This window comes from Chryseobacterium sp. CBo1, assembly GCF_001693475.1.
Taxonomy (GTDB): domain Bacteria; phylum Bacteroidota; class Bacteroidia; order Flavobacteriales; family Weeksellaceae; genus Chryseobacterium; species Chryseobacterium formosense.
Map to the genome: position 1 here is coordinate 294,471 of NZ_MAUH01000001.1, position 25,090 is coordinate 319,560.

Sequence of the window (25,090 nt, forward strand, 5' to 3'; positions counted from 1 at the left end):
CCCCTATTGTACAAATCGGAACATAGGTTTACATTTGCTTTATTATGTACGAGCGAAAAATAATACCCAGCTTAAATTGCGGACTTGACCTGATCGGTGAAGTTCTTTACGGTAAATGGAAAATACGTCTGCTCTGGTTTATTGATCAGGGACATCAGCGACCGAGTGAACTGCAGCGCAAAATTCCCGATGCTACACGGCGGGTTTTAAATATTCAGTTAAAAGAACTTGAAGATCATGAATTGATTACCAAGAAAATATACCCTGTAGTGCCTCCCAAAGTGGAGTATAGCCTTACTGAATTGGGTAAAAGCGTTATTCCGGTAATTTTGCAGTTAGGAATTTGGGGTGATCAAAATGAAACGCATTTACGCACCGTTATTTTAAAGCGTCTGAACGCAGAAAGCGAGCTGCTTCGCAGTGAAGAATGATGACGGATTGTTAGTTGAACACTTTTTAGTAATAATATCCCGAGTAGCTTTTCAGAATTTAAAGGTTGGTCATGGATGTAATTCTGTGGTGCGCTTCCCTAGATGCGCAAAACCGCCAGTCAAAAATTCTCCAGATTTTCACCACTCCTCTATAAATGAAATTTAAGATTTTTAGATGAAAGTTGCTGTCACGGTAACTCTGTTCCGCTCGCTCATTCTGTCGTCGCATAGCAGATATGAAACAGTACTAATTTCTCTTCGAAGATTTCCTGATATGAATTTTTGGCGAAAGAACTACCTTCTTTTCAACCGAAACTCCGGTAGAATTATCTTTAATATGATCAATAAAAACCTGCCCTGCTTTATTACCCATGATAAGCGGAGTCTGATCCATCGAGCTCATCGGAAGCTCCATAAACTGGGTGAAGGGCTCATTTGAAAAACCTATAACAGCCACTTCCTGCGGAATTTTTATTTTGCGTTTCTTCAATTCCTGACAAGCGCCGAGTGCTGCAAAATCACTCGCAGAAAATATAGCATCAGGAATCGATTTTCTTTTCCATAATGTTTTGATGGCTTCAATTCCTGCATCGATGGAGCTTCCTGTAGAAATAATATTTTCTTCTTTTACAGCTAAGTTATGGTCAATAAGTGCCTGTTTGTAACCATTCAGACGGTTCTGATAGATCTCAAGATTAAGATCTCCTGCAAAATGACAGATGTTTTTGTAGCCTTCAGAAATCAGATGTTCCGTAGCTTCATAGCCACCGCGGTAATCGTCGATTGTTACGGTACTGATTCCCGGAATATCTTTTTTACGGTCAAAAAATATAATAGGCGTTCTTGAAGTATTCAGAATATGCTCAATATGTTCTGTATCTACAGTTGTTCTCGAAACTGACATGAAAATTCCATCCACCTGAGCATTTAGTAAAGTATTCAAATGTTTTTTTTCAATATTCACATCTTCATGGCTCTGACAGATGATCACATGGTACCCAAATGGAGAAAGTTCTTCTTCAATTCCCCGAATAACGGACGAAAAGAAATTGGTATTTATAAATGGTACGATGATTCCTACGTTTTTTGTTTCACCGCTTTTAAGGGCTTTAGCAAGATTATTCTGTTTGTAGTTCATTTCCTTGGCGGTTTTCACTACAAGTTCTTTGGTTGCCTGGCTGATTCTCGGGTGATTGTTCAGCGCTCTTGAAACAGTAGCCACACTTACGTTCAGCTTCTTCGAAATATCATAAATGGTGGCGTTTTTTTTTGTCATAGGTATTCTGGAATAACGTTAAAATTCCCTTTGATAATCCTTTGCAGAATGCTTGTAAATTTAATCAAATTCAGCAAACCGGAAACTTTAAAACTATTTTTTATGAATTTTTTATGAATTTATCAATAAAAGCCGATAGGCTTTTGATAAAACTGTAGAATTGTGAGGTGAATTCGTAGAATTACTGAAAATTTTTAGATTTTCGTATAAAACTGTAAAATCTATTTGAAGAGGTTCTATCTTTGAGATTTTAAAAATCAGAACAAAATATTAACGAATTAAAATTTACGGATCATGGCAACAAATTTTAAAGTATTCTAATAACAAAGTTTATCAAATAACAATATGCAATATGAAAAAATTAACACTCTACCTTATCTTATTACTCCTCTTTACAGGATCTTATTTATATTCTCAAAAAACGGTCAGTAAAGACAATTTTACGTTTCAGGTACAAAAAGAAGAAGGCGATCTCAATAACGATAAAATCGATGATAGAATTGTGCTGGAAATGGATCTGGAGGACGAAACCAGACCGTTGAGATTACAGATATTTTTGTCCCAACCGGATAAGAAACTTAAACGTGTGGTTTCTTCTACAAAAATCATTGAGAGTCAATATCCGGTTGATAAAAAAGGGGAGCACAATGGTAATACGATTCCGGATTTTTTTATTGAAGAGGGTGTCTTAAAAATGCTTACTGATATTAATGATAGAAAAAGCAGTTATGAATTCAGACTGAAGCAAAATAATTTTGAGCTGGTTAAAATATCACGGGTATTATGGGATGGAAAAGAGACCACCTCCGAAACAGAAATAGATTTAATAAAAGGAACTAAAATTGAATATGATAGAGATTTTAGCCCAAACAAAAAAAATATAAGAAACACTAAATTAAAACCAATCAAAGCTTTGCCAAAAATACAGGACCTGAGTTTTTCTGATCTAGAAAAATTATAAAACCTGAAGATCCTTAAACACATTAAAAACAGCCTCAATAAGTCCTTTTTCTACAACAGAATCTGAAGAGAAATCCGGAAGGATCGCCCGTAATTCACCTTCATCGTCCCGTTCGAAAATGATTTCATGACCATTGATATCTACATAAAATCTGTAGCCGTAGGTAAAAGTAGCAAGTCTTCCGTTGAAAAGGTATTCTTGACCCTTATATGTTACCGGTAATTCAAATTGATGTTCCATTAATTTTCGTTTCTATCTTCTTAAATTCTGAGCAAAGGTCGGTATTTAAACAGATATTCCTACAACAAATTAATTCGGAATTTTTTGAAATAATTTTTTCTGCCCATCTCATTATTAAAATAAAAGGGCACCGAAAAATCGATGCCCTGAACAAATTAATTATAAGACTAGAGTATATTTATTTTTCCCAAACCTTCTCGATTTCTTCGAGAGATTTACCTTTGGTTTCAGGAACCCATTTCCAAACGAAAATTAGTGAAAGAACACTCATGACACCATAAAAACCGTACGTGAATGCTCCGCTGAATTCCATCATAAAAGGATAGGTTGATGAAATAAAATAATTTGCTGCCCATTGTGCGGCAACAGCAACAGCAATCGCACTTCCTCTGATTTTGTTAGGGAAAATTTCAGAGATCAAAACCCAACAAATCGGTCCCCAAGACATCATAAAAGATGCCGTGTAGATGATGATGAAAACTAGAGTTGCAAAGCTTATAATTTCAAGATATGAGAAAATGGCAATCGCAAACATTCCGATCGCCATCCCTACAGAACCTACAATTAATAAAGGTTTTCTTCCCCATTTATCGACCGTGAAAATAGCGATGACCGTAAAAATTACATTCACCAATCCCATCACGACGGTCTGTAGCATCGAAGCATCTTTATGAACGCCCATACTTTCAAAAATTCTTGGGGCATAATATAATGCTACGTTAATTCCCACGAATTGCTGGAAAACAGAAAGTAAAATTCCGATAACGATCACCGTTTTTCCGAAAGCGAAAATCTCACTTTTATGTTCGGCAACAGTGCTTTTAATTTCGTTAAAAATTTCTTTTCCACGAGCTTCTCCATTGATTTTACTTAAAATTTTAAGGGCTTCTTCATCTTTATTGATTAAAGTTAAATAACGTGGAGTTTCAGGAACCAAGAACAGCAAAATTCCAAATAAAGCAGAAGGAATGGTTAAAGATAAAAACATATATCTCCACCCGATTTCATTGATCCATTCTACCGTTTGTCCGCTTGCGATTCCCCAGTTTACAAAATACACCACGAGCATCCCGAAAATTATGGCAAACTGATTAAGAGAAACCAGTTTACCACGTATTTCGGCAGGTGCAATCTCGCCAATGTACATCGGGCAGACCGCAGAAGCAAGTCCTACACCGATCCCACCAATGATCCTATAAAAATTAAATGCCAGCAAAACACCCATTGAGTGTTCGCCGTGTTTGAAAAATAAAAATTCTGGATACGCTGCTCCTAAAGCACTAATGAAAAATAAGAATGCAGAAAGCATCAGCGATTTTTTTCTTCCCAGTTTTGTTGAGATAAATCCGGATATTGCGCCACCGATGATACAGCCGATCAAAGCACTGGAAATCGTTGCTCCATGTGCTAAAGAGCTCAATCCTAAAGGAATAATTAAATATTCCTGAATCGATTTTTCTGCTCCCGAAATTACTGCGGTGTCATATCCAAACAAAAGTCCGCCCAAAGTGGCAACCAAAGTCAGTACGGTCACATACATCATGTTGATTTTGGCTTTTGTATTCGAAGAATACTGCGGACCGGAATCTATTATTTGCATAGTTTGATTTAGTTTTTACTTGTTGTTATTTTGGGTTTTACGCAAAGGCGCAAAGAAATTTTACAAGCTTTATGCTTTAGGGCGCAAAGGTTTTATCTTCGATAAAATTTAAGATATTTCCTTGCTGAAAATCTATGATTTTCTTGCGCTTTAAATATTTTCAAAGTAAAAAAACTTGCGCCTTTGCGATTAACCAATATTATAAATACTGATTGATTAAGCTTTCAAGATATTCCTGCTTACCGCTTTCTCTACCTACTTCTCCAAGCCCGTTTGCGTGAGATGCCAAATCGGTTAAAGAAAGTTTTCCGTCCTCGAAATCTTTTCCTTTTCCGGAATCGAATGAAGAATATCTGTTGGCTCTGATTTCTGTATATTTAGATTTTTCTAAAATAGCATCTGCAGCTAAAAATGCTCTTGCAAAATTGTCCATTCCGCTGATGTGAGCAATGAAAATATCTTCCAGATCGGTTGAATTTCTTCTGATTTTGGCATCGAAATTCACACCTCCACCTTGGAAACCTCCAGCCTGAATAATAACCAGCATCGCCTGAGTCATTTCATACAGATCAACCGGGAATTGGTCGGTATCCCAACCGTTTTGGTAATCTCCTCTGTTGGCGTCAATACTTCCTAAGACGTTGTTATCAGCCGCAACCTGAAGTTCGTGCTCGAAAGTGTGTTGTGCTAAAGTAGCGTGGTTGACTTCAAGATTTAATTTAAAATCGTTTAGAAGATCATACTGACGAAGGAAATTTAAACAAGTTGCAGCATCAAAATCATACTGATGTTTTGTAGGCTCCATTGGTTTTGGCTCGATGAAGAAAGTTCCCTTGAAGCCTTGAGAACGCGCGTAATCTTTTGCTAGGTGTAAGAATTTTGCCATGTGCTCCTGCTCACGTTTCATGTCGGTATTTAATAAAGACATATAACCTTCACGGCCACCCCAGAATACATAATTTTCTCCACCTAATTTAATCGTCGCATCCAAAGCATTTTTTACCTGACCTCCTGCATATGCCAAAACATCAAAAGAAGGATTCGTTGCCGCCCCATTCATAAATCTTGCATTTGAGAAGCAGTTTGAAGTTCCCCACAATAATTTTACACCAGAAGCCGCCTGCTTTTCTTTAGCATAATCGGTGATGAATTCCAGTCTTTTCGTTGATTCTGTGAAATTATCTGCTTCATCAATCAAATCATAGTCATGGAAACAGTAATAAGGAACGCCTAATTTTGTGAAAAATTCGAAAGCAGCATCCATTTTTTCAGTTGCTCTTTGTTTTGCATCGGAAGCAGTTAGCCAATCAAATTGCTGTGTTCCAACTCCGAATGGATCGCCACCTGTTGCGCAGAAGGTGTGCCAGTAAGCCGTTGCAAACTTGAAATATTCTTTCATTGTTTTTCCACGAACCACTCTGTTTTCATCATAAAATTTGAATGCTAAAGGATTATCTGATTCTCTTCCTTCAAACTTTATTTTTTCAATTCCTTTGAAATATTCTTTGTTTCCTAATGTAACTGACATATTGATATATTTTAATTTTTCTTGATTTTTTTTGAATTTATCCTTGTGTTTTATTTAGGCAGCTTTTGACTACGCCGAAAGCAATTTTATTTTTTATGGCAGCTTTTCCGCCTTCCACTCCCGCTTTTTTCTTAAAAAACCAGCGCATTCACCATCCTTTTTTTCAGAAAAAGAGCTCCGTTCAAGTCGGGCTGCGATTTGTGATCGTTAAAATGAATCACTAATAATTGAATCTAAAGCTAAAAGCCAATTGCCATTCGCTAATAGCTATAGATTACTTGCTCCAATTTATTTTTCCATTTTCCATAGCTTTCTCTATACTGATCCATGTTTTTAAAATCAGGAATGTACGTTGTGGTAATATCTTTTTCCGTTAAAATATCGGTCAATGTATCAAATGCTCCCGCACCAATTGCCGCTGCTCTTGCTGCTCCGGTAGAACCTGTTGTATCGAAAATTCTAATTTCGGTGTCCAGTAGCGTTGCAATCGATTGCGCAAACAATGATGAACGGAATAAATTGTCTCCTCCGGCTTTGATGATTCCTTTTTGCAATCCGTCGTTCATTAAAATTTCAGTTCCGTAAACGAAAGAATAGGCGATACCTTCCAAACCAGCTCTGAACAAATGAACACTTTTATGACGGTTGAAATTCACATTATAGGTTGAAGAACCAATGTCTTTATTCCTTAAAACTCTTTCAGCACCATTTCCGAATGGTAAAACGATAATACCATCCGATCCGATTGGAACTTGTGAAGCCAAATCATTCAGTTCCTGATAAGAATGTCTCTTCTGATCCACCTGATGACGCAGCCAGCTGTATTGAATTCCTGCACCGTTTAAGCAAAGCATTTTTCCGATTCTGGGTTGTTCTTTTGTGTGATTGATGTGCGCAAAATTGTTGACTCTCACCGATTCTTTCGAATGAATATTATTGGTCACCCCATAAACAACTCCTGAAGTTCCTCCTGTTGCAGCGATTTCTCCCGGATTCATTACGTTTAAAGATAGTGCATTATTCGGTTGGTCTCCCGCTCTGTATAAAATAGGAATTCCTTTTGGCAATCCGCTTTCTTCCGCACCCTGTTTTGAAACAACGCATTGCACACTGAAATTATCAACAACCTTTGAAACCAAAGATTCGTCAATTCCCCAATGATTCAAAAGAGTTTTTGAAGGCTGATGTTTTTGAAAATCCCAAAGCACTCCTTCAGATAATCCTGTAACAGTCGTTGTTGCTTCTCCGCTTAATTTTAAAGCGATAAAATCTCCGGGAAGCATAAATTTCCAAACCTTTTCGTAAACTTCAGGTTCATTTTCCTTTACCCATTTCAACTTTGAAGCGGTAAAATTTCCTGGGGAATTAAGAAGTTTATTCATACAAACTTCTTCGCCCAAATCGTTAAAAGCATTATCTCCGGTTTCTACAGCACGACTGTCGCACCAGATAATCGATGGGCGCAAAACTTCTTTATCTTTCCCTACCAAAACCAAACCGTGCATCTGGTAAGAAATACCGATTCCTTTGATTTGATTTTTGTCGATGTGGCTTTCTGCAATAATCTTTTGAGTCAGAATTCTCAGATTTTGCCACCAAGCTTCCGGATCTTGTTCTGCCCAACCGATTTTTGGTGAATCGATCGGCATTTCTGTTTCCGGATATTTGGCGTGAGCAATTACTTTACCCTGCTCATCAACAATCGAAGCTTTTAGAGAAGAACTTCCAACATCGTATCCTATAAACATTTTTTTGATTTAATATTTGTTCGTTGCTAAATGTAATAATTTTATAATATAAATGATACTTTATTTTAAAATTCGTAATTTTTTATGATAATTATAATGCGTAAATATTTGTTTTAAAGGTGTTTCAGATAAGTGGTGTTATCTTATTATTTATGATAAGCTAATTTACTTTTCATAATTTTTACGTTAAGAATCTTCCCGAAAAGGATGGGTAAACGATAGATTAGGTTAATCGATTGCTCAAAATGATATTAAAAATAAATTCTATCAGATAAAATGGAAAATATTATTTTTGAGTATGAACAACAGGAATCGCGGCAAAAATACAGGTGACGATACTTTATTCGAATCTGAGAAACAGATTGAGAAATTGAAATATGCTCTTCAGGATATTCAGTATTTACTGAGTCGAAATTATGCGGAAAAAGCTTCTTCAGAATTGGTAGGAAATCATTATCGTTTGAAAAACCGACAAATTCAGGCTTTACGTGGCGCTTCCGCTTCGGAAATTCAAATGCAGAACAGAAAATCTAAAGAACTTAAAATTTTAGATTTGATAGATAGAACTATTTATCTTGATGGCTTTAATGTTTTGATTTTACTGGAAAGTTTGCTTTCCGAAGCTTATATTTTTAAAGGATCAGACGGTTGTTTTCGGGATCTTTCAGGTGTGCATGGAACATATAAAAGAGTCAATCAGACTCAAAAAGCAATTGAATTGATTGCCATATTTTTTCATAAATCTCAGGTAGAAAAACTGATCTGGGTTTTTGATAAGCCAGTTTCCAACAGCGGTAGAATTAAACAAATTATTTTAGGTTTTGCTGGGGAAAAGAATCTGAGTTGGGAAGTAGAACTTCAATTCAATCCCGATAAATTTTTAGCAGAAAATACAGAAATTGTAGTTTCTTCCGATGCATGGATTTTAAATCATTGCAAGAATTGGTTTAATCTTGTCGGGTATTTAATTAAGGAAGAAAATCTTTCTGTTAATCTTATAAATTTAAACACAAACGGCACAAATGATTTCACCAATAATACAAATAAGATATGATTATATTTTTTTAGAATAGTAATTTCATTAAATAAAAAAATCATGAGAGAGATTGGTGTCATTAGTGTTTTAAAATAAAAATCATGAAATTATTTCAAAAATTCCTTCCATTATTTTCAGAACAATGGCGAGAAAAATATCAGGCGATTTTAGCTGAGGAACATTTAAAAAGTTTAAATGAAAATATTAAAAAGTTTAAAGCGCAGACTTTAGATTTGGATTTGCCTTTTTTTAATGAAGAGATTAAAATTAATCGTGATGAAAGTTTCAATTTATTTATTAATATTTTAGAATCTAAAAATTCGGATGAGGTGAAAGCAAAACAATTGGAAGAAATTCCTTTTGAACATTGGCTGAATATTTTAGGGCAACGATTAACTTCGGCAAGTCTGCGTGATGAAAATGGGATTCCACCATTGAAAAGTTTACTGATTGAAGCTTGTGAAAAACCTTTTAACAACGAGATAACTATTGCCCAAAGAGCCTGGGAAAAGCATGTCGGAAGATTAGACGATCAGTTTTGGGGTGAAGTAAAAGGAAATAATCAGCAGAAACAGCATGCTGTTATGGAAAAAATTAATGACATTCTCGAAAACAAAACATGGTGGAATATTTTCTTTCACTATAAACACGAGTTAGTTTTTGAAGTCCGAGAAAAAGAAGGTCATGGGATTCGTTGGAGTCATGGCGGAAAAAACTTGATTGGTTTTTTGGAGGGTTTTATTAATGAGTAATTTACTACGTAAAAAGATTGCGTACCATGTTGGTAATTTTGAACCCAAATTTCAGCTAATCATCTTAAATATTTGCTAACATGAAAAACATTTACAACAAAGGAACTTTCAGAAGCTTCGAATACGGTAAAATCGGACCTTATTTAAAAAAACATGGAAATAAAAAATGGAGGAGAACTGAAAAATCTGAAATCGAAAATCAGCTTAGTGAAAACTTTAAATTTTTTAAGCAAAGAAAGAAAAGGCGGAAATTAATTTGGGCTAAAATCACAAAGGAAATCTATGGCAAAACACATTCAGAATACAAAAGTTTTTATTCTGAAAAATCTTTTAAAGATTCAATAAAAAGAGCGAGTGTAACAAGATATTTTTTAATACATAAAACAAACAAAAAATGAACACATTTATCGATATTGGTATCAACTTAACCAATAAACAATTTTATAACGAACACGATGAAATTATCAATTCTGCTCTTGCTAACGGGGTACACTGGATGATTATTACCGGGACAAACATTAGTGGAAGCAAAGAATCAGCGGAAATCGCAGAACATTATCACGATGTTCTCTTCTCAACGGCAGGAATTCATCCACACGATGCAAAATCTTTTAATAACGAAAGCATTAATGAATTAAGAAAATTATTGAAACAAGAACACGTAATTTCCGTTGGAGAATGTGGATTGGATTTTGACAGAGATTTTTCACCAAGACTCATTCAGGAAAAATGTTATCGTGCCCAACTGGAATTAGCAATCGAAATTAGTAAACCACTTTTTCTTCACGAAAGATCAGCTTTCAAAAGATTTAACGAAATCACCGACGAATATTTATCCAAACTTCCGAAAGCAGTGGTTCATTGTTTTACCGGAACTTTAGATGAAGCAAAAATTTATTTAGATAAGGGATTTTACTTAGGATTCACCGGAGCAATAAGCGACACCAACAGATTTAAACATTTGGAAGAAGTCATCAAATATGCTCCGCTAGAAAGAATGATGATTGAAACAGATGCTCCTTTTATGCTTCCGAAAAATATGCCGAGAATGCAAAACCGCCGAAACGAACCGAAATTTTTGCCTTATGTTGCCCAGACCATTGCCCATCTCAAAAAAATAAGTATTTCTGAGGTTGCAGATGAAACTACAGAAGTCGCAAGAAATTTTTTCAGGATATAAAAAGAGCTCTACTGATCAAGTAAAGCTCTTTTTAATTATATAAATGGATTCTTATTAAATCGCTTTCAAAGCAGCTTCCAAAGCCAGTTCAATCATTGGCTTCAACGCTTTTTCTCTTTCGTCTGCCGATATAAATTCTTTGGTCGGAATGATATCAGAAACGGTAAGAATAGTCGCTGCATTTTTACCTAAATGTTTTGCATTGGCAAATAATCCGAACGCTTCCATTTCTACAGCCGGACAATTGTATTTCGTAGCAATTGCAGGAATTGCAGGATCTTTTCTATAAAAAATATCGCTGCTGTGAATGTTGGTTGCCTTAACATTTAAAGATAATTCTTTCGCTGTTTCATTAATAATGTCAAAAATATTTCCCTGATGCGAAAATATTTCTTCTTCAAATCCCCAAGCATATTTTGCATAGGTACTTTCGCTGGCTGCATTTTCCACATTCAGAATGTCAAAAAGTTTTACATCGCTGGAATATCCGCCGCAGGTTCCGATTCTGATGATTGTATCAACTTCATACTCTGTGTACAGTTCAAAAGAATAAATTCCGATGCTTGGAAATCCCATTCCGCTTGCTCCCACAGAGATTTCTTTGCCTTTGTAAGTTCCGGTGTAGTAAAAAATACCTCTGGTCTGGCTCACTAATCTTGCATTTTCAAGAAAGTTTTCAGCGATATATTTTGCACGAAGCGGATCTCCGGGCTGCAAAACGACTTTTGCGATCTCTCCTTTTTTGGCACTGATGTGTACACTCATATTTTTGATTTAAATTTTAGCAAAGATAAAAATTTTGACCGTCACAGAAAGAAACATTAGAATCTGCATTCAGTTTGTCGAGATAGAATCAACCAAATGATTATACCTTATTTTCTTTGTTTTTAGGAGCTGTTTCCTGCTCTCCGTACTCGCTATTTTCTAGAATTGGCGGCGGCAAAGCCGCCGCCAATTCTAGAAAATGAGCTCAGACAAATACTTCGATCAGGGCTATGAACAATAGGTCTGGTCATTTACTATTAGTCTTAGAAAAAATGTTTTTTCTTCAGAATATTTTGAGAAATCACATTTAAATTCATAAATACATAAAGAAAATAATTTTATTTTTGTTAGATGATGAAAACCAACTCCCCACTTTTAGATACTTTATTTTTGCTTAGAAAGGAAGAGTGCATTACGATTTTCACAGACATTCAGGAAATCTCACAAAAGGAAGAACAGGATGCTGCCGATTATTTTGAATCCGAATTCGAGAAGGAACGTTTGGAATTTTTATCCGATCAGATCAACTGTGACCACAAAACGGCGGTTTGGGCGGCAAAAGTTCTGTATCATAGTGCGCAATTATATTTGATAAGAGAAAATACGGCGAAAGATTTAAACAAATTAATTCTATCATTTAAAGGAAAAAGGGATGTTTCTACGATATTGTCTGCTGATTTATCATTAAGATTTTTACCGCAGATTATTTCTGTTTTGCAAAATGCAGATCCCGAAGATACTTTGATAAAAATGCTTGAAAATATTTTAAGACAGTTTCATTATTCAGGAATTGGTTTTGATCTGGATTTGGAAAATATCAATTGGGAAGAAGAGCTGAAAGACAAAACCTACCGAAAATTATATCTTGAAAGAATTGTGGAAAACAAAGCCTACAAGCTTGCAGAAATTCCATACATCAACCAACTGCTGATTGCAGAATTTGGAATGTATAAAGAAATTTTTTGGAAAGAACTAAAAATAATAAGCAATTAAGTTTTTTTATTTCTTAGCTGAGTGAAATCGAAGATTTGACAAAGTCAAACGCCTTTGCGACCTTAAAAAACAGTTAGCCGTTAAAAAATAAGAAGCCACAAGTAAAAAACAATAATTAATGACTCAACATATAGAAAAATTAAACACGGTTCTTACCTACGTTAAAGACACTTTTGTCGGAAAAAATGATGTGGTAGATTTATTGGGAATCTGCCTTTTAGCAAGAGAAAACGCCTTTTTGTACGGACCTCCGGGAACCGCAAAATCTGCCATCGTAAGAACGTTGGCAAAAACCGTAAAAGACGGAAAAAATTTCGAATATTTGTTGACACGTTTCACAGAACCGAACGAAATTTTTGGACCTTTCGATATCAGAAAACTGAAAGAAGGTGAATTGTTGACCAACACTGAAGGAATGATGCCGGAAGCGTCAATGGTTTTTCTGGATGAGATTTTCAATGCCAATTCAGCAATTTTGAATTCCTTTTTGATGGCTTTAAATGAAAAGATTTTCAAAAGAGGAAAAGAAACAAAAAATCTTCCTGCGTTGATGTTCGTGGGAGCGAGTAACGTTCTTCCCGAAGACGAAGCGTTAAACGCGCTGTTCGACCGTTTTCTGATTAGAATTAATGTTGATTATGTGCATCCCGATCTTCTTCAACAGGTGCTTTTAGCCGGAAGAAAGTTGGAAAATAATATCGAAACAGAAACTCCCGAAATCCTTTCAAACGAAATCAGAGAACTTCAGAATTTGTGTAAAACAATTGACTTAAAACCGATTTATGAAATATATTTAAACACCATTATCAATCTTCGAAACACCGGAATTGCTATTTCCGACCGTCGAGCCGTTAAACTTCAAAATCTTATCGCTGCAAGTGCTTTAATTTGCGGTAGAAACGAAGCGATTCTTTCAGATTTATGGGTATTGAAACATATTTGGGATACAGAAGAACAGATCGAAATTTTAGAAGGAATTATCAACAGAACGATTGAAAAAGACGACAATCCGAAATCGCATCCACAAGCGTTGCAAAACAAAACTCCGAATCCGGAAGAAGTAATGAAAGACATAAAAATTCTGGTTGAAAAATGGGATAATGAAGCCTTGAGTTTTGAAGAGCAAAATGTAATCAAAGATAAATTAAGATACCTTCAAACGCGTTGCGACTGGATCAGAAACCCTGAACAAAAACAGTACATTCAACAAGAAATCGAAAGTCTATGGCAAAAGATTCTTCAAACGGTATAAAAGACTTTTGGGCAGAAATCCCTCGAGTTGACGAAGATTTTTTAGGTTCGATTCGTGACTGGAAAAATGTTCAGATCGCTTTGGAAGAGGAGATAATCTGGCTGAAAGGTTTTACTGATGAACAAGCTGTTTCTTCGGAAATTCAACAGTTACCCAATTTTTTGCTGTATGAATTAAGAGAGGGACTTTTATTTCGAAAAGATGCTTTGGTTCCAAGTAAAAAAGTGAGAACGGCTTTGCTTTGGACACCGATTGATAAAGCACTGCGATTAACTTTTCCTCCATCGAACCATAATTTTTTTGGAATTGATGAAAAGATTGAAGTTCATTTAAAACCAAGTGAAGAAGAGCAGCCTGCAGCAGCTTTATTAAGTTCAATAACTGAAATTAGAGACACAATTATTGCTTTACCAAAATTCAAACTGGAAAAACTGAATTGGATTGTCATTAATGATAAAGCATTATTTATAGGAAATCCTTTATTGAGTTTTCCGGGAAAAACGTATTGGACGAAAGGCGGGCATCTTTTACCTACAGGTTTTGATTTCGAGTTTAAAAATTTAAGTTCTTTATTACAAAGAAAATATAATGCAGGGCAGGATCAATGGCTTTTATGGAACGAAAACGGAAGTGTTTTAAATCTTAATAAAGATGATTTCCGGAAATTGTCTGTAAGCTCATTTCGTCTCACTGAAAAATCACAAGAATGGATGTAATTGCTTATTTCCAATCATATATAAATTATTTCTGGGAGTGGACAACTGATGAAGATATTCCTGATGTTTCCAGATATAATGAAAATAACCTTATTTCAATTCCGAATGTAGGGGCGATTGCTTACAGACCTTATGTGATGGAAATTTTAAAAGAATTGAAAGATCAGGGATTTCCGCCTTTTGGTTCATTACTTCTTGTTTTGTATGCAATTCAGGATGGATATTTAAACCTTGATGGAGTTTTTTTTTATTTGAATAGACAAAAAAATGCATCACCGGAAATAGCTTTGGATATTGAGCATACGATTAAATTTTTAGAAAATTTAAGTCAGCTGGGAAGTTCATTTAAAAAAGGACAGAATAAAATTATCCTTCTGCGGACTATTTTTGGAGATTGTCATAATAAGGTTTCCGCGATAAATTCAGGGTTAATTTTAAAAATATTTGATACAAAGCCTCATATAATTGCTGAAGCTGCAAATAAAAAAGATTTAACTCCGGTTGCTATTAGCAGGGATATTAAAACTTTAGCTTTACTTCAACATAAATTCCCAACGAGAGAATCTATCATTAACGCAATGAAAGGCTTCATTGATATTCCCGAACTGGAAGATGAAGTTGTAAAAGAAGAAACCACCGTAGAAACCGATAAAGATTTTATTCAGGAATTAATTGAAGAACCGAAAACTTTCCACATAGGAAGTTTAATTAAAAGAATCTGGAGCGGTCTGAAAATCCCGATGCGTCACCTTTCTCCTGGTGAACAGCCGATCGGAGGAATTTCTGATATGACCAACAAAGGCGATTTCAACAGAATGCTTTTGTCGGAATTTGCCAATGAAGATGAGGTTTTCATGAATCGTGTTGCGAATAACGAAGCATTATATATTCAACGGGAAATTCCGCCTGAAGAAAATATTTTTGAAAGAATTATTCTCATTGATACTTCCCTGAAAAATTGGGGAACTCCGAAAGTTTTGGCGTTTGCATCGGCGATTGCGGTTATAAAACATCCAAAAGCGCACACTGAATGTAAAGTTTTTGCGTTGGGACAAACGAATATTCAGATTTCTTTGGATAAAGTAGATGAGGTCGTTGAAAATCTGAATCAGGTGAGTCCGGTTCTGGAAGTTTCTTATGCGCTCGAAAAGTTTTTTAATGAAGAATATACAGAAAAGGATCTTGAAGTTTTTTTTATAACTCATCAGGAAAATTTGGTCAATCCAAATCTTCAAAAAGTTATTCATGAAAACAGAGACCGACTGAAATTTTTGGTGACAACTTCTTCGGATGGCGAACTGAATTTTTATAAGCATCATAAAGGAACAAGAAAACATATTCAGAAAATTGTGCTTCCGTTACATGAATTATGGGCAAATCCGCCGCAAAGAAGACAAAAAGGAGAAAATAATTCATCAAAAAACTGGAAAAAGACGGACGTTCCAATGAATTATCCGATTCTATTTCCAACCCCAGTTAATAAAATAGCGACTTTTTTATATGAAGGAGAGTTTTATATTTTAAGCAATAAAAAACAATTATTGAGAACATATCTGTCTGATAATTATTACAATAAAAATTATTATGATCATTATAAAATCCATCGTGGCTGCGAAGTTTTATTTGAAGATATTTCTGTAAAGCCAAAAGGTCAGTTTGCTTTGGCGAAAAACAGACAACAGCAATTTATTCTGTGTCAGTATCATCCAGATAAAAGAGTGATCTCGAAGTTGAATTTGAATACAAAGGAATATTCTGAACTGTACTTAGCAGGATACGAGATTTCATATCATTATAAATTAATATATTTTGACAAGGAATTTTATTTGCATCACAAATACATTTCTCATAATTATAGAATAAATATTGATGGTAATATTTCTTTAGAAAAGGCTTTTGATGGTGATGGTAATATAGATAAAAATACACCAAAAGTTGAAGCTGAACTCCATAAGCTCGAGAATAATGGCATTAAGATTTTAAACAATTTCAGCAATATAGGAATCAATTCAGAAAAAAATCTGGTGATCTCGAACAATGAATTAAACAAGCTATACGATAATTCATTAACGTTATACAGAAATAAGCATCAGATAAAGATTTTTGCCAATCAGAATAAAAACAGATTCACATTTTCCGATGGAAGCGAAATTATCACAGATTCTCGGGGAATGTTGACTTTCAAAAGCAGCAACAAAAATATCCCGGAATTTTATATTCCATCAACAGAATATGGTTTTTTAGCATTGGCAACGCAGACGGAATTCGGAGGTTCAGAATATTATCTGCCGCAAGGTACATTATTAAAAATGAAAAAAATGGAAGATATGTATGCTGAATGTTTAAAAAGGTTTATCGATCAAATTTGGGAATATGGAGCTTAGAATAAAACCTTTTCCGAAAAATAATTTTCCTAAAAAAGGACTTTTAATAAAAGGTTCTTCACCTTTGACGTGGCTTTACGAGATGGAAGTTTTAGGGATAGATTTAGGTCAGGTTCGATCTTTTCCGATTCCTTCTCATGAACCCAATGTTTTGTATGGGTGCTTTTTAATTTTTCAAAATAATGCTCCCAATGAAGTCGGGAGAAATTCTTATTTTCAATGCATTGATCATCAATTTTTTATTCCTGAAAACACCATTTTTTATCCAAAAATCAATCCTGAAGACTGGCAAAATGTTGATGCTGAGTTTCTGATCATGCATCCTGAGTTCGGATTGGTAAAATTAAATGAAGAAATCGACTGGATCTCATTAATTCAAAATCCAAAACAATCTCAGGATAAAATCCGAAAGCCATCTAACGGTGTAAAAATCCCTCAGAAAATTGAGAGTTACACGGTGGAAATGGATGATGAAAAAGTTTTGGAAGCACTTCAAAAGCCACAAACTGAAGAAGAATGGATGAAAAATCTTCCTTTCGATATGAAAAAGGTGATGGCTGGAAACAAAAAAGAGATTGAAAAATACTTAAGTTATATTGAAAAATATCCTGACAGAGCAGTAGATCTTGGAGTTCCACTTGATGTGATGGGAACTTCAAGAGGTGATGGTTTCGGAAAATTTAAATTTGAAAATACCTGGTTGGGAAAATTATTCGGTGGAGATTCTGAAGATGGCACAAGTTCTGCCTATTCTCAAAAATACCGTTGGGTATTTTGGGTGTTTTTAATTGCTATCGGATTGGTGAGATTATTCATGTTTTTTAATAAAGAAGAACCTGTACAAAATGCTCCAATAGCTTCATCAGAAAAGGTTTCCGAAATAGATAAAAATGAAATAGCTCCTGTTATGGGTTATCAATCAGGTGTTACAGATATTGATATAAAGATCGATTCGATGTATGGAAAAAAAAGGAGAGAGCTTTTTGATGAGCATATTGTAGCATCTACATTTATGATGAGTTCTAAGGGAGAAAATTATAAAGATTATCTGAAAAAAGGAGGAAGACCTTTGCATGAAGTTCAGAAAGAAATTTTAAATATTAATAAAAAGGTTGATTTTGCAAAAGATTCTCTAAAAACAGTGTACAACAAAAAAATTGTAAAATATTTAGCTCAAAGCGAAGAAAAATACAAGAAAATAATTACAGATTCTCTTAAAAAAGTAAGTTCAGGAAAATCAGCCGATCAGGGAATTGTCAAAACGATCCTGAAAAAGAAGCAAGTGTTGATTGAAGATTCACTGGGACGTCTTTACGGAACAAAAGAATATATCGAACCGCCAATTGATCCGAATAAAGCAAAAAAAGTAGAAACACTTGAAAAGGAAAAGCCTTACTCAAAACATAACATCTCTTTTTCGGAAATTATTTGGTTAATCATTTTCATGACGGGCGTTGTCGGACTGTATAATTTCATCGTAAAAAGAAAATCTTTGAATATCGGAGGGAATAATGTTCCAAGTGGGATTAAAATTTTTCTCGTCATTGTACTTGTTGCCATGTTGGCGTATATTTTCTATCCTTTGATTGAAATGTTCGGCTACAATTGGTTTGTATGGATTCTTATTATTTGTGTCGTACTGCTTCTTTACCGTCTTTTTAGTGAAGACAAAACCATTTTAAAAACAGATAAAGATGAATAGGCAGAAATTTACAGACAAATTTATGGCGGCGTTTTTTATTCTGGTAATTATCAAGATTATTGGGATTTTTGCGCAACTGTTTCATCAGAGTTTTTGGAGTGTTTTAGGTACTTTGGCGATTTTTGCTATCGTTGCTTTCATCATTTTTATAGTGCTTCTTCGTTTGGAAGACAAAGAGAAAACCGGTAATCCGCTTGGAAGAAAAGGCGGTGGCGGAAGTTCTTATGTTGAGACCTCACTTTTCGATAGGATCAGAAATAAATACGAAGATCTTGCCCAAAAATATCTCGATGAAAATGATTATAAAAAGGCAGCAAAAGTATATATGAATCTTCTTCGTGATAATTATCGTGGTGCAAAAACTCTGGAAGAAGGAGGTTTTTATAATGAAGCCGCTGTGATTTATCTTAAGAAATTGAAAAATAAGTCTGAAGCGGCAAACTGTTATGAAAAAGCAAAACAATACAGAAAAGCAATTGATTTGTATAAAGAGCTCGAACAAAAAGAAAAAGTAGGAGATCTGTACAGACAAATCAATGACATAAAAAATGCAAATACTTATTATCAAATGGTTGTAGACGATTATGTAGACAATAATCAGATGGTAAAAGGTTCTTTGATTTATCGTAAAAAAATGGAAATGCCGGACGAAGCACAGAAAATTTTATTAAAAGGCTGGGAAGAAGATCGCGATGCATTCAATTGTCTGAATAATTATTTTGCCAATATTTTTGATGTTAAAAAACTCGATCAGCAAATTCAGGAATTGTACAAGAAAACACCTTCGGATAAAAAGGTTACCTACCTTGAAGCGATAAAATATGAGTTTAAAAAAGATCCGAAACTTCAAAATACAACAAGAAATATCGCCTACGAAATCATCGCAGAAAAAGTTGCCACCCGTTCGGAGATTGTTAACGAATTGAAACATTTCAATCCCGATGATGAGGTGATTTTGAAAGATATTTCGAGGTATAAAACAGGACGGAATAGAATGTTTAGGAATTAGAAGTAAAAAAATACGCTTCTGTCATTGCGAACCGAAGGTGAAGCAATCTAAATTAAATAAACCCATTTTATGCTCAAGATTGCTTCCTAGCTTTACTTCTCGCAATGACAAAATTAACAACTATTAAGAAAAACATTTATCTTTGCACCAATAAAATTATGACAATACAAAGAGCACATATCAGTTTAAATCTATGCGATCGTCCTGTAGTAAAGGGATCGTTTGGATATGAATGGATGATATTGGATGAGGCGAAATGTGCTTGCTTTGAAAATTATTTACTGTAAACTCGTAAAAATTTAATCAAAATACTGCAGAAACGCCTCGATGATCGGGGCGTTTTTTGTGTTTTTAGGGCAGAAATTATTTAGAATGAAAAAAAATAACCATAAAAGTGAAAATTATTTAATCAACAATGAACAATTAATAAGAAAATAAAACGTGATCAATAACCCGATGAGAGACAGTCATTTAGGTAATTAAGATATCTGTAAAATATTACGGACAGAAATTCTCTACTCTAAAAATCAAATATAATTAATTGATTTTCAAATAGTTGATTAAAAAATAAATTTGTGAGTTAAAAAATTTCATACTTACTTTGCAACCGAAAATTAAAAGCAACATGTTTTAATCATTTCAAAAAAACTTTTTTAAAACAAGAAAAATATAATGAAACAATTTAATAACATATCTAATCAGTATTCAAGACAACACGGACAAGAGCCGATGGGACTTGCATGTATTCTTGATAGTGAATTTGTGGATGAAAGGTGCTTATATAAATGGGTCAGCTAATGTAGCGACACGTCAAAATATATAAAGCGCCTCCCGAAAAGAGGCGCTTTTTTTATGGTTTCTTTAGCTTATTTGGTAAAGTGCCGGTCTGTGGAACCGGAGAACAGGGTTCGATCCCCGGAGATACCCAAAAGTGTGAATGGGTGAATAGTGAATTTTGCTTCGCAAGTGAATTTTAAAAATTGACAAGCAAAGCGAATTGACAATTGACTATTCACAGAAACAATCTCATAGCTCAAATGGTTAGAGCACCGGTCTTTTAAACCGGGGGTTGAAAGTTCAAATCTTTCTGGGGTTACAAAGATCTCGTAGCTCAATTGGATAGAGCATGGGTTTTCTAAACCCAGGGTTACAGGTTCGATTCCTGTCGAGGTCACGAAAAGGAGAGTAGGCAAATATTGGTTTGTTGCGGCTTACTGCTAATGAGTTCTACGACAGTAGTGAAGGTTCAATTCCTTTGCTCTCCGCAAAAAAGGTCTATTGAGGTAATGGCAACCTGCCTGACTGTCGCTCAGGCACTGCGAGTTCGATTCTCGCATAGACCGCAAAGGTTCACGGAAAAATTTCCGATCCGACTGTCTCTCGGAGAAGAATTTTGAAGTGAATCTGCAAAACTGGAAAGATAACGGTGGTTGTTTACCCGCCTTGGACGCGGGAGGTCATAGGTTCGAATCCTATTTTCCAGACAATTTTGCTCCATTCGTCTAATGGTTAGGACGGCTGCCTTTCGAGCAGCAAATAAGGGTTCGATTCTCTTATGGAGTGCAATAATGTGAATGGTCAATAGTGAATTTCACTTCGTAAGTGAATTTGAAAATTGATAGCAAAGGGAATTGATAATTGGCAGTTCACATAAAAGATTTCGTAGCTCAATAGGTTAGAGTATCGGTTTCATAAGCCGAAGGTTGAAGGTTCGAGCCCTTCCGAAATTACAAAAAAAAATGATTCTGTAGCTCAATGGTAGAGCGCTGGTCTGTTAAACCAGAAGTTGAAAGTTCGAGTCTTTCCGGAATCGCAAAAAAACTAAATGTTAACTGTTTCAAAGAGAAAGAAAAGGTTTGCCGAGAGCAGAAGATCTTTACGCCAAAAACACAATATAGACAGGCTTTTTCTTAACTCACTTGAGGCTGGAAGATTGAAGATGGATGAGGGGGAGTTTTAAACATAATATAAATTTTTAGGTAAAATAAAGTTTGTCCAAGCGCAGAAGTTCTTATATCAAACAAAAAATTAAGACAGGCTTTATTTTAATAGAAGTTAGAGGTTAGAAATTAGAAGTTAGTTTAAAAATTACTGATTACTAATTGCTGATTACACATAAAAACGATGGTTCGCCGAAGTGGAAGAGTCGGGGCGGTCTGCAAAACCGTTGTGAAAACTGAGTGGGTTTGAATCCCATAACCATCTCAAATAACTAAAATGAGATTAGTTCCGAAGAAAAAGTAAAAGTTTGTCGAGCGTAGAAGTTCTTATATCAAACTAAAAAAATAATGACAGGCTTTGTTTTTCTTCACAAAATTTAGAGTTAAAAGTTAATTGGAAAAATTACTCATTACCAATTACTTATTATCCATAAAAAAGGGAAGTACGCCGAAGTTGGAGAGTCGGGGCAGACTGTAAATCTGTTGCTTCATTGCTGAGTAGGTTCGAATCCTACTACTTCCACCAACACCGCTGATAATGTAATGGCAGCATGCAGGAAATGTACTCTTGTTGTTTAGGTTCGATTCCTAGTCAGATGGTCAAAGAAAGTGAATAAGTGAATGGTGAATTTTGCTGCGCAAGTGAATTTAAAGATTGACTACGAAGTAAATTGACTATTGACAATTCATAAGAAAAACGCTCTATTCGTCTAACGGTTCAGGACGCCTGCCTTTCGAGCAGAAAACAAGGGTTCGATTCCCTTATAGAGTACTAGGTTAAATGGAAAAGAGAAAAGTTTGTCGAGCGCAGAAGATCTTTACAAATATAACAGGCATAGTTTATAAATATAGATAAGCTTTTCTCAGACCTAATTTTATAAATGATAGTTGATCAATTATCATTTATAAAAACTTGCGGGAATGGTGGAAATGGTAGACACACTTGATTTAGGCTCAAGGTTTTGGGGGTTCGAATCCCTCTTTCCGTACAAAACATAAATAATGGGGTAATGTGCAATGAGTAATTAAAGCGAATGTAAATTTTAAACGTGATTTTAATTATTACTAATTACCAATTGCTCATTATTGATAACATGGAAGAGTGGTGTAGAAGGTCTGCACGTTAGTCTGAAAAACTAAAGGTACAGGTTCGATTCCTGTCTGTTCCATAAAATTGATTCATAGTGTAATTGGTCAGCACACAAGACTTTGACTCTTGTTGTTCAGGTTCGAGTCCTGATGAATCAACAAAAATTGCTTCGATAGTGTAATGGCAGCATCTCAGTCTCCAAAACTGATGGTATTGGTTCGAGTCCAGTTCGGAGCGCAAAACGGTGAATAGTCAATCGTGAATTTTGTTTCACAAGTGAATTTAAAAAAATTGACAAGCAAAGCGAATTGACTATTCATAATTGACATTATTAACAAATAAGTATTTAAACAAACATGTAGAAAAAATGGAAACGCAACAACAAACATGGCAGAACATGACCGGAAAAATTTTCCAACACTCTATCACACAGCTGGTAGAAGAAGCCATCATCCGCGAACAGGCAAATGGACACCGACTGAAAGTGTGTGTGGGTTCAGACTCCCACGTTTACGGTGACGCCATTAATTATGCTACGGCAGTTGTCTTTATTCGTGAGGGAAAAGGAGCGTTTACCTTTATCAGAAAAGAAAGAGAAATACAGAATATCAGTATCAAAGAACGAATGTTGAACGAGGTCAACAAATCTGTAGAAATCGCCTATGCAATTTGCTCTATTCTGGAAACTTATGATGTGGAAATGGAGGTACATGCAGACATTAACACCGATCCGGATTTTAAATCTAATGTCGCTTTAAAAGATGCAATGGGATATATTCTGGGAATGGGATATGTGTTTAAAGCAAAACCTTACGCATTTGCAAGTTCCAATTGTGCTGATATGATGGTGTAATCTTAAAAAAATAAAAAATGAAAACAATTTTAATCATAAACGGAGAAACGTACTGGAGCAATTATTTTGCAGGATTTAATGTAGTTCAGAAGAAAGTTCAGACCTCAGAATTTATTGTAAAAGATGCTGAATTGTATGTCATTGATATAGATGGAGTCTGCAAACCGGATGTGATTTTTTGGAGATTAGGAGCAGTAAATCCCGAAGCAAAACACAGAAATATTTTGGAATTAATTGAATATTCCGGAGTTCCTTGTGTGAATTCAGCTTCAACATTATTAATGGGTTATGAAAGATTATCAATGTTAAATCGATTGAAAAAACTTGGATTACCTGTTATTGATTTTAATGCCGCAACAAATACAACCCAATTGAAAAATCTGGAAATGCAGTTTCCTTTTGTGGTTAAAGTTGGAAATCATCACGGAGGATATGGAAAAAGCCTGGTTTCAACCGAAGAACAGTGGGAAGAATTAAAAGACTTACTATTTATCCATCAGGATTATGTGACGACAGAGAAATTTATTAATTATAAATATGACATTCGTTATTTGGCTATAAATGACAAAGTTTGGGCGATGAAAAGAAGAGGAAAATATTGGAAAGCAAATTCATCAACTCAAGAATATCAAATTATCGAACCGGAAAAGGAATGGATAGAGAAAGTGAAACTATTACAGGAAAATATCAAAGCAGATATCCTTGCGATTGATGTTCTGGAAACAGAAAACGGAGAAAAAGTGATTTTAGAATATAACGATATTCCTGGTCTTTCAGGATTTCCTGAAGATGCAAAATTGGAATTATCAAGTATTGTAAAAAGTAAATAAAAGAACCTTTAAAAACTAATAACCATGTATTTTTTAGTTCAGGCTAATGTGTATTTAGATCCCGATCATTACAAAATTTTTGATGCTTTGGAAGAGTTAAGTATTGATTATCATGTAATTAATATTCCTCCAGCTGCAGAAAAAATAGACTTCGAAACAGACAGAAAAGATGTTTTCGTATATGGTTCAGTGACGATTGCAAGATTGGCAAAACAAAATACCAACTGGTTTCCCGGTTCTTTTTACGGAGGAAATCACCTGTATGAAGTGTATTCTAAATATTACGGTGAAAATCTTTTGAATCATAAAGTTTCCGTTCACAAAATTTCAGAAGAATTGAGTTGGAATAAAGATGAGCTCAAATTCATTAAACCTTACAATGAAGCGAAAATTTTTACAGGAAAAGTTTTTAACGAAACAGAATGGAAAGACTTCGTTTTTGAATCACAGGCAAATAAATCCAACAGAATTACAGAAGATTCTCTGGTTCAGATTTCGGAAGCAAAACGTACGATTAAAGAAGCAAGACTTTGGATTGTTGGCGGACAGATTATCGATGCAGGATATTATAAATTTAATGATAATGCGCCTTTCGAAGAAAAAGTTTCAGAAGGTGGGTTGAGTTTCGCTAATGAAATGATCCGGATTTTCAACCTTGAGGAGGCCTTTGTAATGGATATTTGTTTAACAGATGAAGACTGGAAAATCGTTGAAATAAACTGCATCAACAGTTCCGGATTTTATCCAAACACCAACGTGAAAAGTATTATCAAAGCATTGAATATTTACTTTTCCAATTAAAAA

At 34.8% G+C, this 25,090-nt stretch carries 21 protein-coding genes and 16 tRNA genes; 31 read left to right on the forward strand and 6 right to left on the reverse strand.

The window, feature by feature from the left end:
• Positions 1-44 precede the first annotated feature (44 nt).
• Positions 45-431, forward strand: coding sequence for a winged helix-turn-helix transcriptional regulator (locus tag BA768_RS01500; protein ID WP_065719431.1), 387 nt, complete (start codon positions 45-47; stop codon positions 429-431).
• A 247-nt stretch (positions 432-678) separates the two neighbouring features.
• Here the strand turns inward: BA768_RS01500 and BA768_RS01505 are convergent, their stop codons facing one another.
• The gene (locus BA768_RS01505) at positions 679-1,707 is read right to left on the reverse strand and encodes a LacI family DNA-binding transcriptional regulator (protein ID WP_065719432.1); all 1,029 of its coding nucleotides are present in this window, start codon (positions 1,705-1,707) and stop codon (positions 679-681) included.
• A gap of 352 nt (positions 1,708-2,059) precedes the next feature.
• Between BA768_RS01505 and BA768_RS01510 the strand changes: the two genes are divergently transcribed.
• Positions 2,060-2,668: a hypothetical protein gene (locus BA768_RS01510; RefSeq protein WP_065719433.1), complete on the forward strand. Its 609-nt coding sequence runs from the start codon at positions 2,060-2,062 to the stop codon at positions 2,666-2,668.
• On the opposite strand, the gene BA768_RS01515 is transcribed toward BA768_RS01510, so the two are convergent.
• From BA768_RS01515 to BA768_RS01530, 4 genes are all read right to left on the reverse strand, one after another.
• Positions 2,663-2,908 carry a hypothetical protein gene (locus tag BA768_RS01515; RefSeq protein WP_065719434.1) on the reverse strand — a complete coding sequence of 82 codons (246 nt, stop codon included), beginning with the start codon at positions 2,906-2,908 and terminating at the stop codon, positions 2,663-2,665. The two genes, BA768_RS01510 and BA768_RS01515, sit on opposite strands and share 6 nt — an antisense overlap.
• A gap of 178 nt (positions 2,909-3,086) precedes the next feature.
• Positions 3,087-4,508, reverse strand: coding sequence for a D-xylose transporter XylE (gene xylE, locus BA768_RS01520; protein WP_083206560.1), 1,422 nt, complete (start codon positions 4,506-4,508; stop codon positions 3,087-3,089).
• Positions 4,509-4,707: 199 nt separating this feature from the next.
• Positions 4,708-6,036 (reverse strand): xylose isomerase, encoded by a 1,329-nt coding sequence (gene xylA / locus BA768_RS01525; RefSeq protein WP_065719435.1) that lies wholly within the window; start codon positions 6,034-6,036, stop codon positions 4,708-4,710.
• 260 nt (positions 6,037-6,296) lie between these two features.
• Complete coding sequence (locus tag BA768_RS01530; RefSeq protein WP_065719436.1) at positions 6,297-7,784, reverse strand: xylulokinase; 1,488 nt, start codon at positions 7,782-7,784, stop codon at positions 6,297-6,299.
• Between the two features lie 298 nt (positions 7,785-8,082).
• Here BA768_RS01530 and BA768_RS01535 point away from each other — a divergent pair, with 298 nt between their 5' ends.
• The 4 genes from BA768_RS01535 (at position 8,083) to BA768_RS01550 (ending at position 10,752) form a co-directional block, all read left to right on the forward strand.
• Complete coding sequence (locus tag BA768_RS01535) at positions 8,083-8,838, forward strand: DUF434 domain-containing protein (protein WP_065719437.1); 756 nt, start codon at positions 8,083-8,085, stop codon at positions 8,836-8,838.
• A gap of 83 nt (positions 8,839-8,921) precedes the next feature.
• On the forward strand, positions 8,922-9,572 hold the full coding sequence (locus BA768_RS01540) for a hypothetical protein (RefSeq protein ID WP_065719438.1): 651 nt from the start codon (positions 8,922-8,924) through the stop codon (positions 9,570-9,572).
• 80 nt (positions 9,573-9,652) lie between these two features.
• Positions 9,653-9,970 (forward strand): hypothetical protein, encoded by a 318-nt coding sequence (locus tag BA768_RS01545; protein ID WP_065719439.1) that lies wholly within the window; start codon positions 9,653-9,655, stop codon positions 9,968-9,970.
• The gene (locus BA768_RS01550) at positions 9,967-10,752 is read left to right on the forward strand and encodes a TatD family hydrolase (RefSeq protein ID WP_065719440.1); all 786 of its coding nucleotides are present in this window, start codon (positions 9,967-9,969) and stop codon (positions 10,750-10,752) included. The genes BA768_RS01545 and BA768_RS01550 overlap by 4 nt, the downstream gene beginning before the upstream one ends.
• A 54-nt stretch (positions 10,753-10,806) precedes the next feature.
• On the opposite strand, the gene deoD is transcribed toward BA768_RS01550, so the two are convergent.
• Positions 10,807-11,517, reverse strand: a complete 711-nt coding sequence (deoD, locus tag BA768_RS01555; RefSeq protein WP_065719441.1) for a purine-nucleoside phosphorylase — start codon at positions 11,515-11,517, stop codon at positions 10,807-10,809.
• A gap of 351 nt (positions 11,518-11,868) precedes the next feature.
• On the opposite strand from deoD, the gene BA768_RS01560 reads away from it, so the two are divergent.
• From BA768_RS01560 to BA768_RS01660, 25 genes are all read left to right on the forward strand, one after another.
• Entirely contained in the window at positions 11,869-12,510 is a 642-nt protein-coding gene (locus BA768_RS01560) for a hypothetical protein (protein WP_228388257.1), read from the forward strand.
• A gap of 118 nt (positions 12,511-12,628) precedes the next feature.
• Positions 12,629-13,762, forward strand: coding sequence for an AAA family ATPase (locus BA768_RS01565; protein WP_065719442.1), 1,134 nt, complete (start codon positions 12,629-12,631; stop codon positions 13,760-13,762).
• Positions 13,735-14,478: a hypothetical protein gene (locus BA768_RS01570; RefSeq protein WP_065719443.1), complete on the forward strand. Its 744-nt coding sequence runs from the start codon at positions 13,735-13,737 to the stop codon at positions 14,476-14,478. The genes BA768_RS01565 and BA768_RS01570 overlap by 28 nt, the downstream gene beginning before the upstream one ends.
• Entirely contained in the window at positions 14,469-16,862 is a 2,394-nt protein-coding gene (locus tag BA768_RS01575) for a hypothetical protein (RefSeq protein ID WP_065719444.1), read from the forward strand. The genes BA768_RS01570 and BA768_RS01575 overlap by 10 nt, the downstream gene beginning before the upstream one ends.
• Positions 16,852-18,564 (forward strand): hypothetical protein, encoded by a 1,713-nt coding sequence (locus BA768_RS01580; RefSeq protein WP_065719445.1) that lies wholly within the window; start codon positions 16,852-16,854, stop codon positions 18,562-18,564. The genes BA768_RS01575 and BA768_RS01580 overlap by 11 nt, the downstream gene beginning before the upstream one ends.
• Complete coding sequence (locus BA768_RS01585; protein WP_065719446.1) at positions 18,557-19,573, forward strand: tetratricopeptide repeat protein; 1,017 nt, start codon at positions 18,557-18,559, stop codon at positions 19,571-19,573. The genes BA768_RS01580 and BA768_RS01585 overlap by 8 nt, the downstream gene beginning before the upstream one ends.
• An 860-nt stretch (positions 19,574-20,433) precedes the next feature.
• A tRNA-His gene (locus tag BA768_RS01590) sits at positions 20,434-20,501 on the forward strand.
• A gap of 94 nt (positions 20,502-20,595) precedes the next feature.
• Positions 20,596-20,669 (forward strand) — tRNA-Lys (locus BA768_RS01595).
• A gap of 4 nt (positions 20,670-20,673) precedes the next feature.
• Positions 20,674-20,747: transfer RNA gene (locus BA768_RS01600), tRNA-Arg, on the forward strand.
• Between the two features lie 6 nt (positions 20,748-20,753).
• Positions 20,754-20,838, forward strand: a tRNA-Ser gene (locus BA768_RS21205).
• A 7-nt stretch (positions 20,839-20,845) separates the two neighbouring features.
• A tRNA-Asp gene (locus tag BA768_RS21210) sits at positions 20,846-20,916 on the forward strand.
• Between the two features lie 69 nt (positions 20,917-20,985).
• Positions 20,986-21,057, forward strand: a tRNA-Pro gene (locus BA768_RS21215).
• A 7-nt stretch (positions 21,058-21,064) separates the two neighbouring features.
• A tRNA-Glu gene (locus BA768_RS01605) sits at positions 21,065-21,136 on the forward strand.
• Positions 21,137-21,229: 93 nt separating this feature from the next.
• Positions 21,230-21,303 (forward strand) — tRNA-Met (locus BA768_RS01610).
• Positions 21,304-21,314: 11 nt separating this feature from the next.
• Positions 21,315-21,386: transfer RNA gene (locus BA768_RS01615), tRNA-Asn, on the forward strand.
• Positions 21,387-21,696: 310 nt separating this feature from the next.
• Positions 21,697-21,778: transfer RNA gene (locus tag BA768_RS21220), tRNA-Cys, on the forward strand.
• 174 nt (positions 21,779-21,952) lie between these two features.
• A tRNA-Tyr gene (locus BA768_RS01620) sits at positions 21,953-22,039 on the forward strand.
• 173 nt (positions 22,040-22,212) lie between these two features.
• Positions 22,213-22,285 (forward strand) — tRNA-Glu (locus BA768_RS01625).
• A gap of 143 nt (positions 22,286-22,428) precedes the next feature.
• Positions 22,429-22,502: transfer RNA gene (locus tag BA768_RS01630), tRNA-Leu, on the forward strand.
• Positions 22,503-22,609: 107 nt separating this feature from the next.
• Positions 22,610-22,682: transfer RNA gene (locus BA768_RS01635), tRNA-Phe, on the forward strand.
• Positions 22,683-22,688: 6 nt separating this feature from the next.
• Positions 22,689-22,761, forward strand: a tRNA-Gln gene (locus BA768_RS01640).
• Between the two features lie 8 nt (positions 22,762-22,769).
• A tRNA-Trp gene (locus tag BA768_RS01645) sits at positions 22,770-22,840 on the forward strand.
• A gap of 130 nt (positions 22,841-22,970) precedes the next feature.
• Positions 22,971-23,456, forward strand: coding sequence for a ribonuclease H-like YkuK family protein (locus BA768_RS01650; protein ID WP_065719447.1), 486 nt, complete (start codon positions 22,971-22,973; stop codon positions 23,454-23,456).
• A gap of 17 nt (positions 23,457-23,473) precedes the next feature.
• Positions 23,474-24,286, forward strand: coding sequence for a RimK family alpha-L-glutamate ligase (locus tag BA768_RS01655; RefSeq protein WP_065719448.1), 813 nt, complete (start codon positions 23,474-23,476; stop codon positions 24,284-24,286).
• Between the two features lie 24 nt (positions 24,287-24,310).
• Entirely contained in the window at positions 24,311-25,087 is a 777-nt protein-coding gene (locus BA768_RS01660) for an ATP-grasp domain-containing protein (RefSeq protein WP_065719449.1), read from the forward strand.
• Positions 25,088-25,090 lie beyond the last annotated feature (3 nt).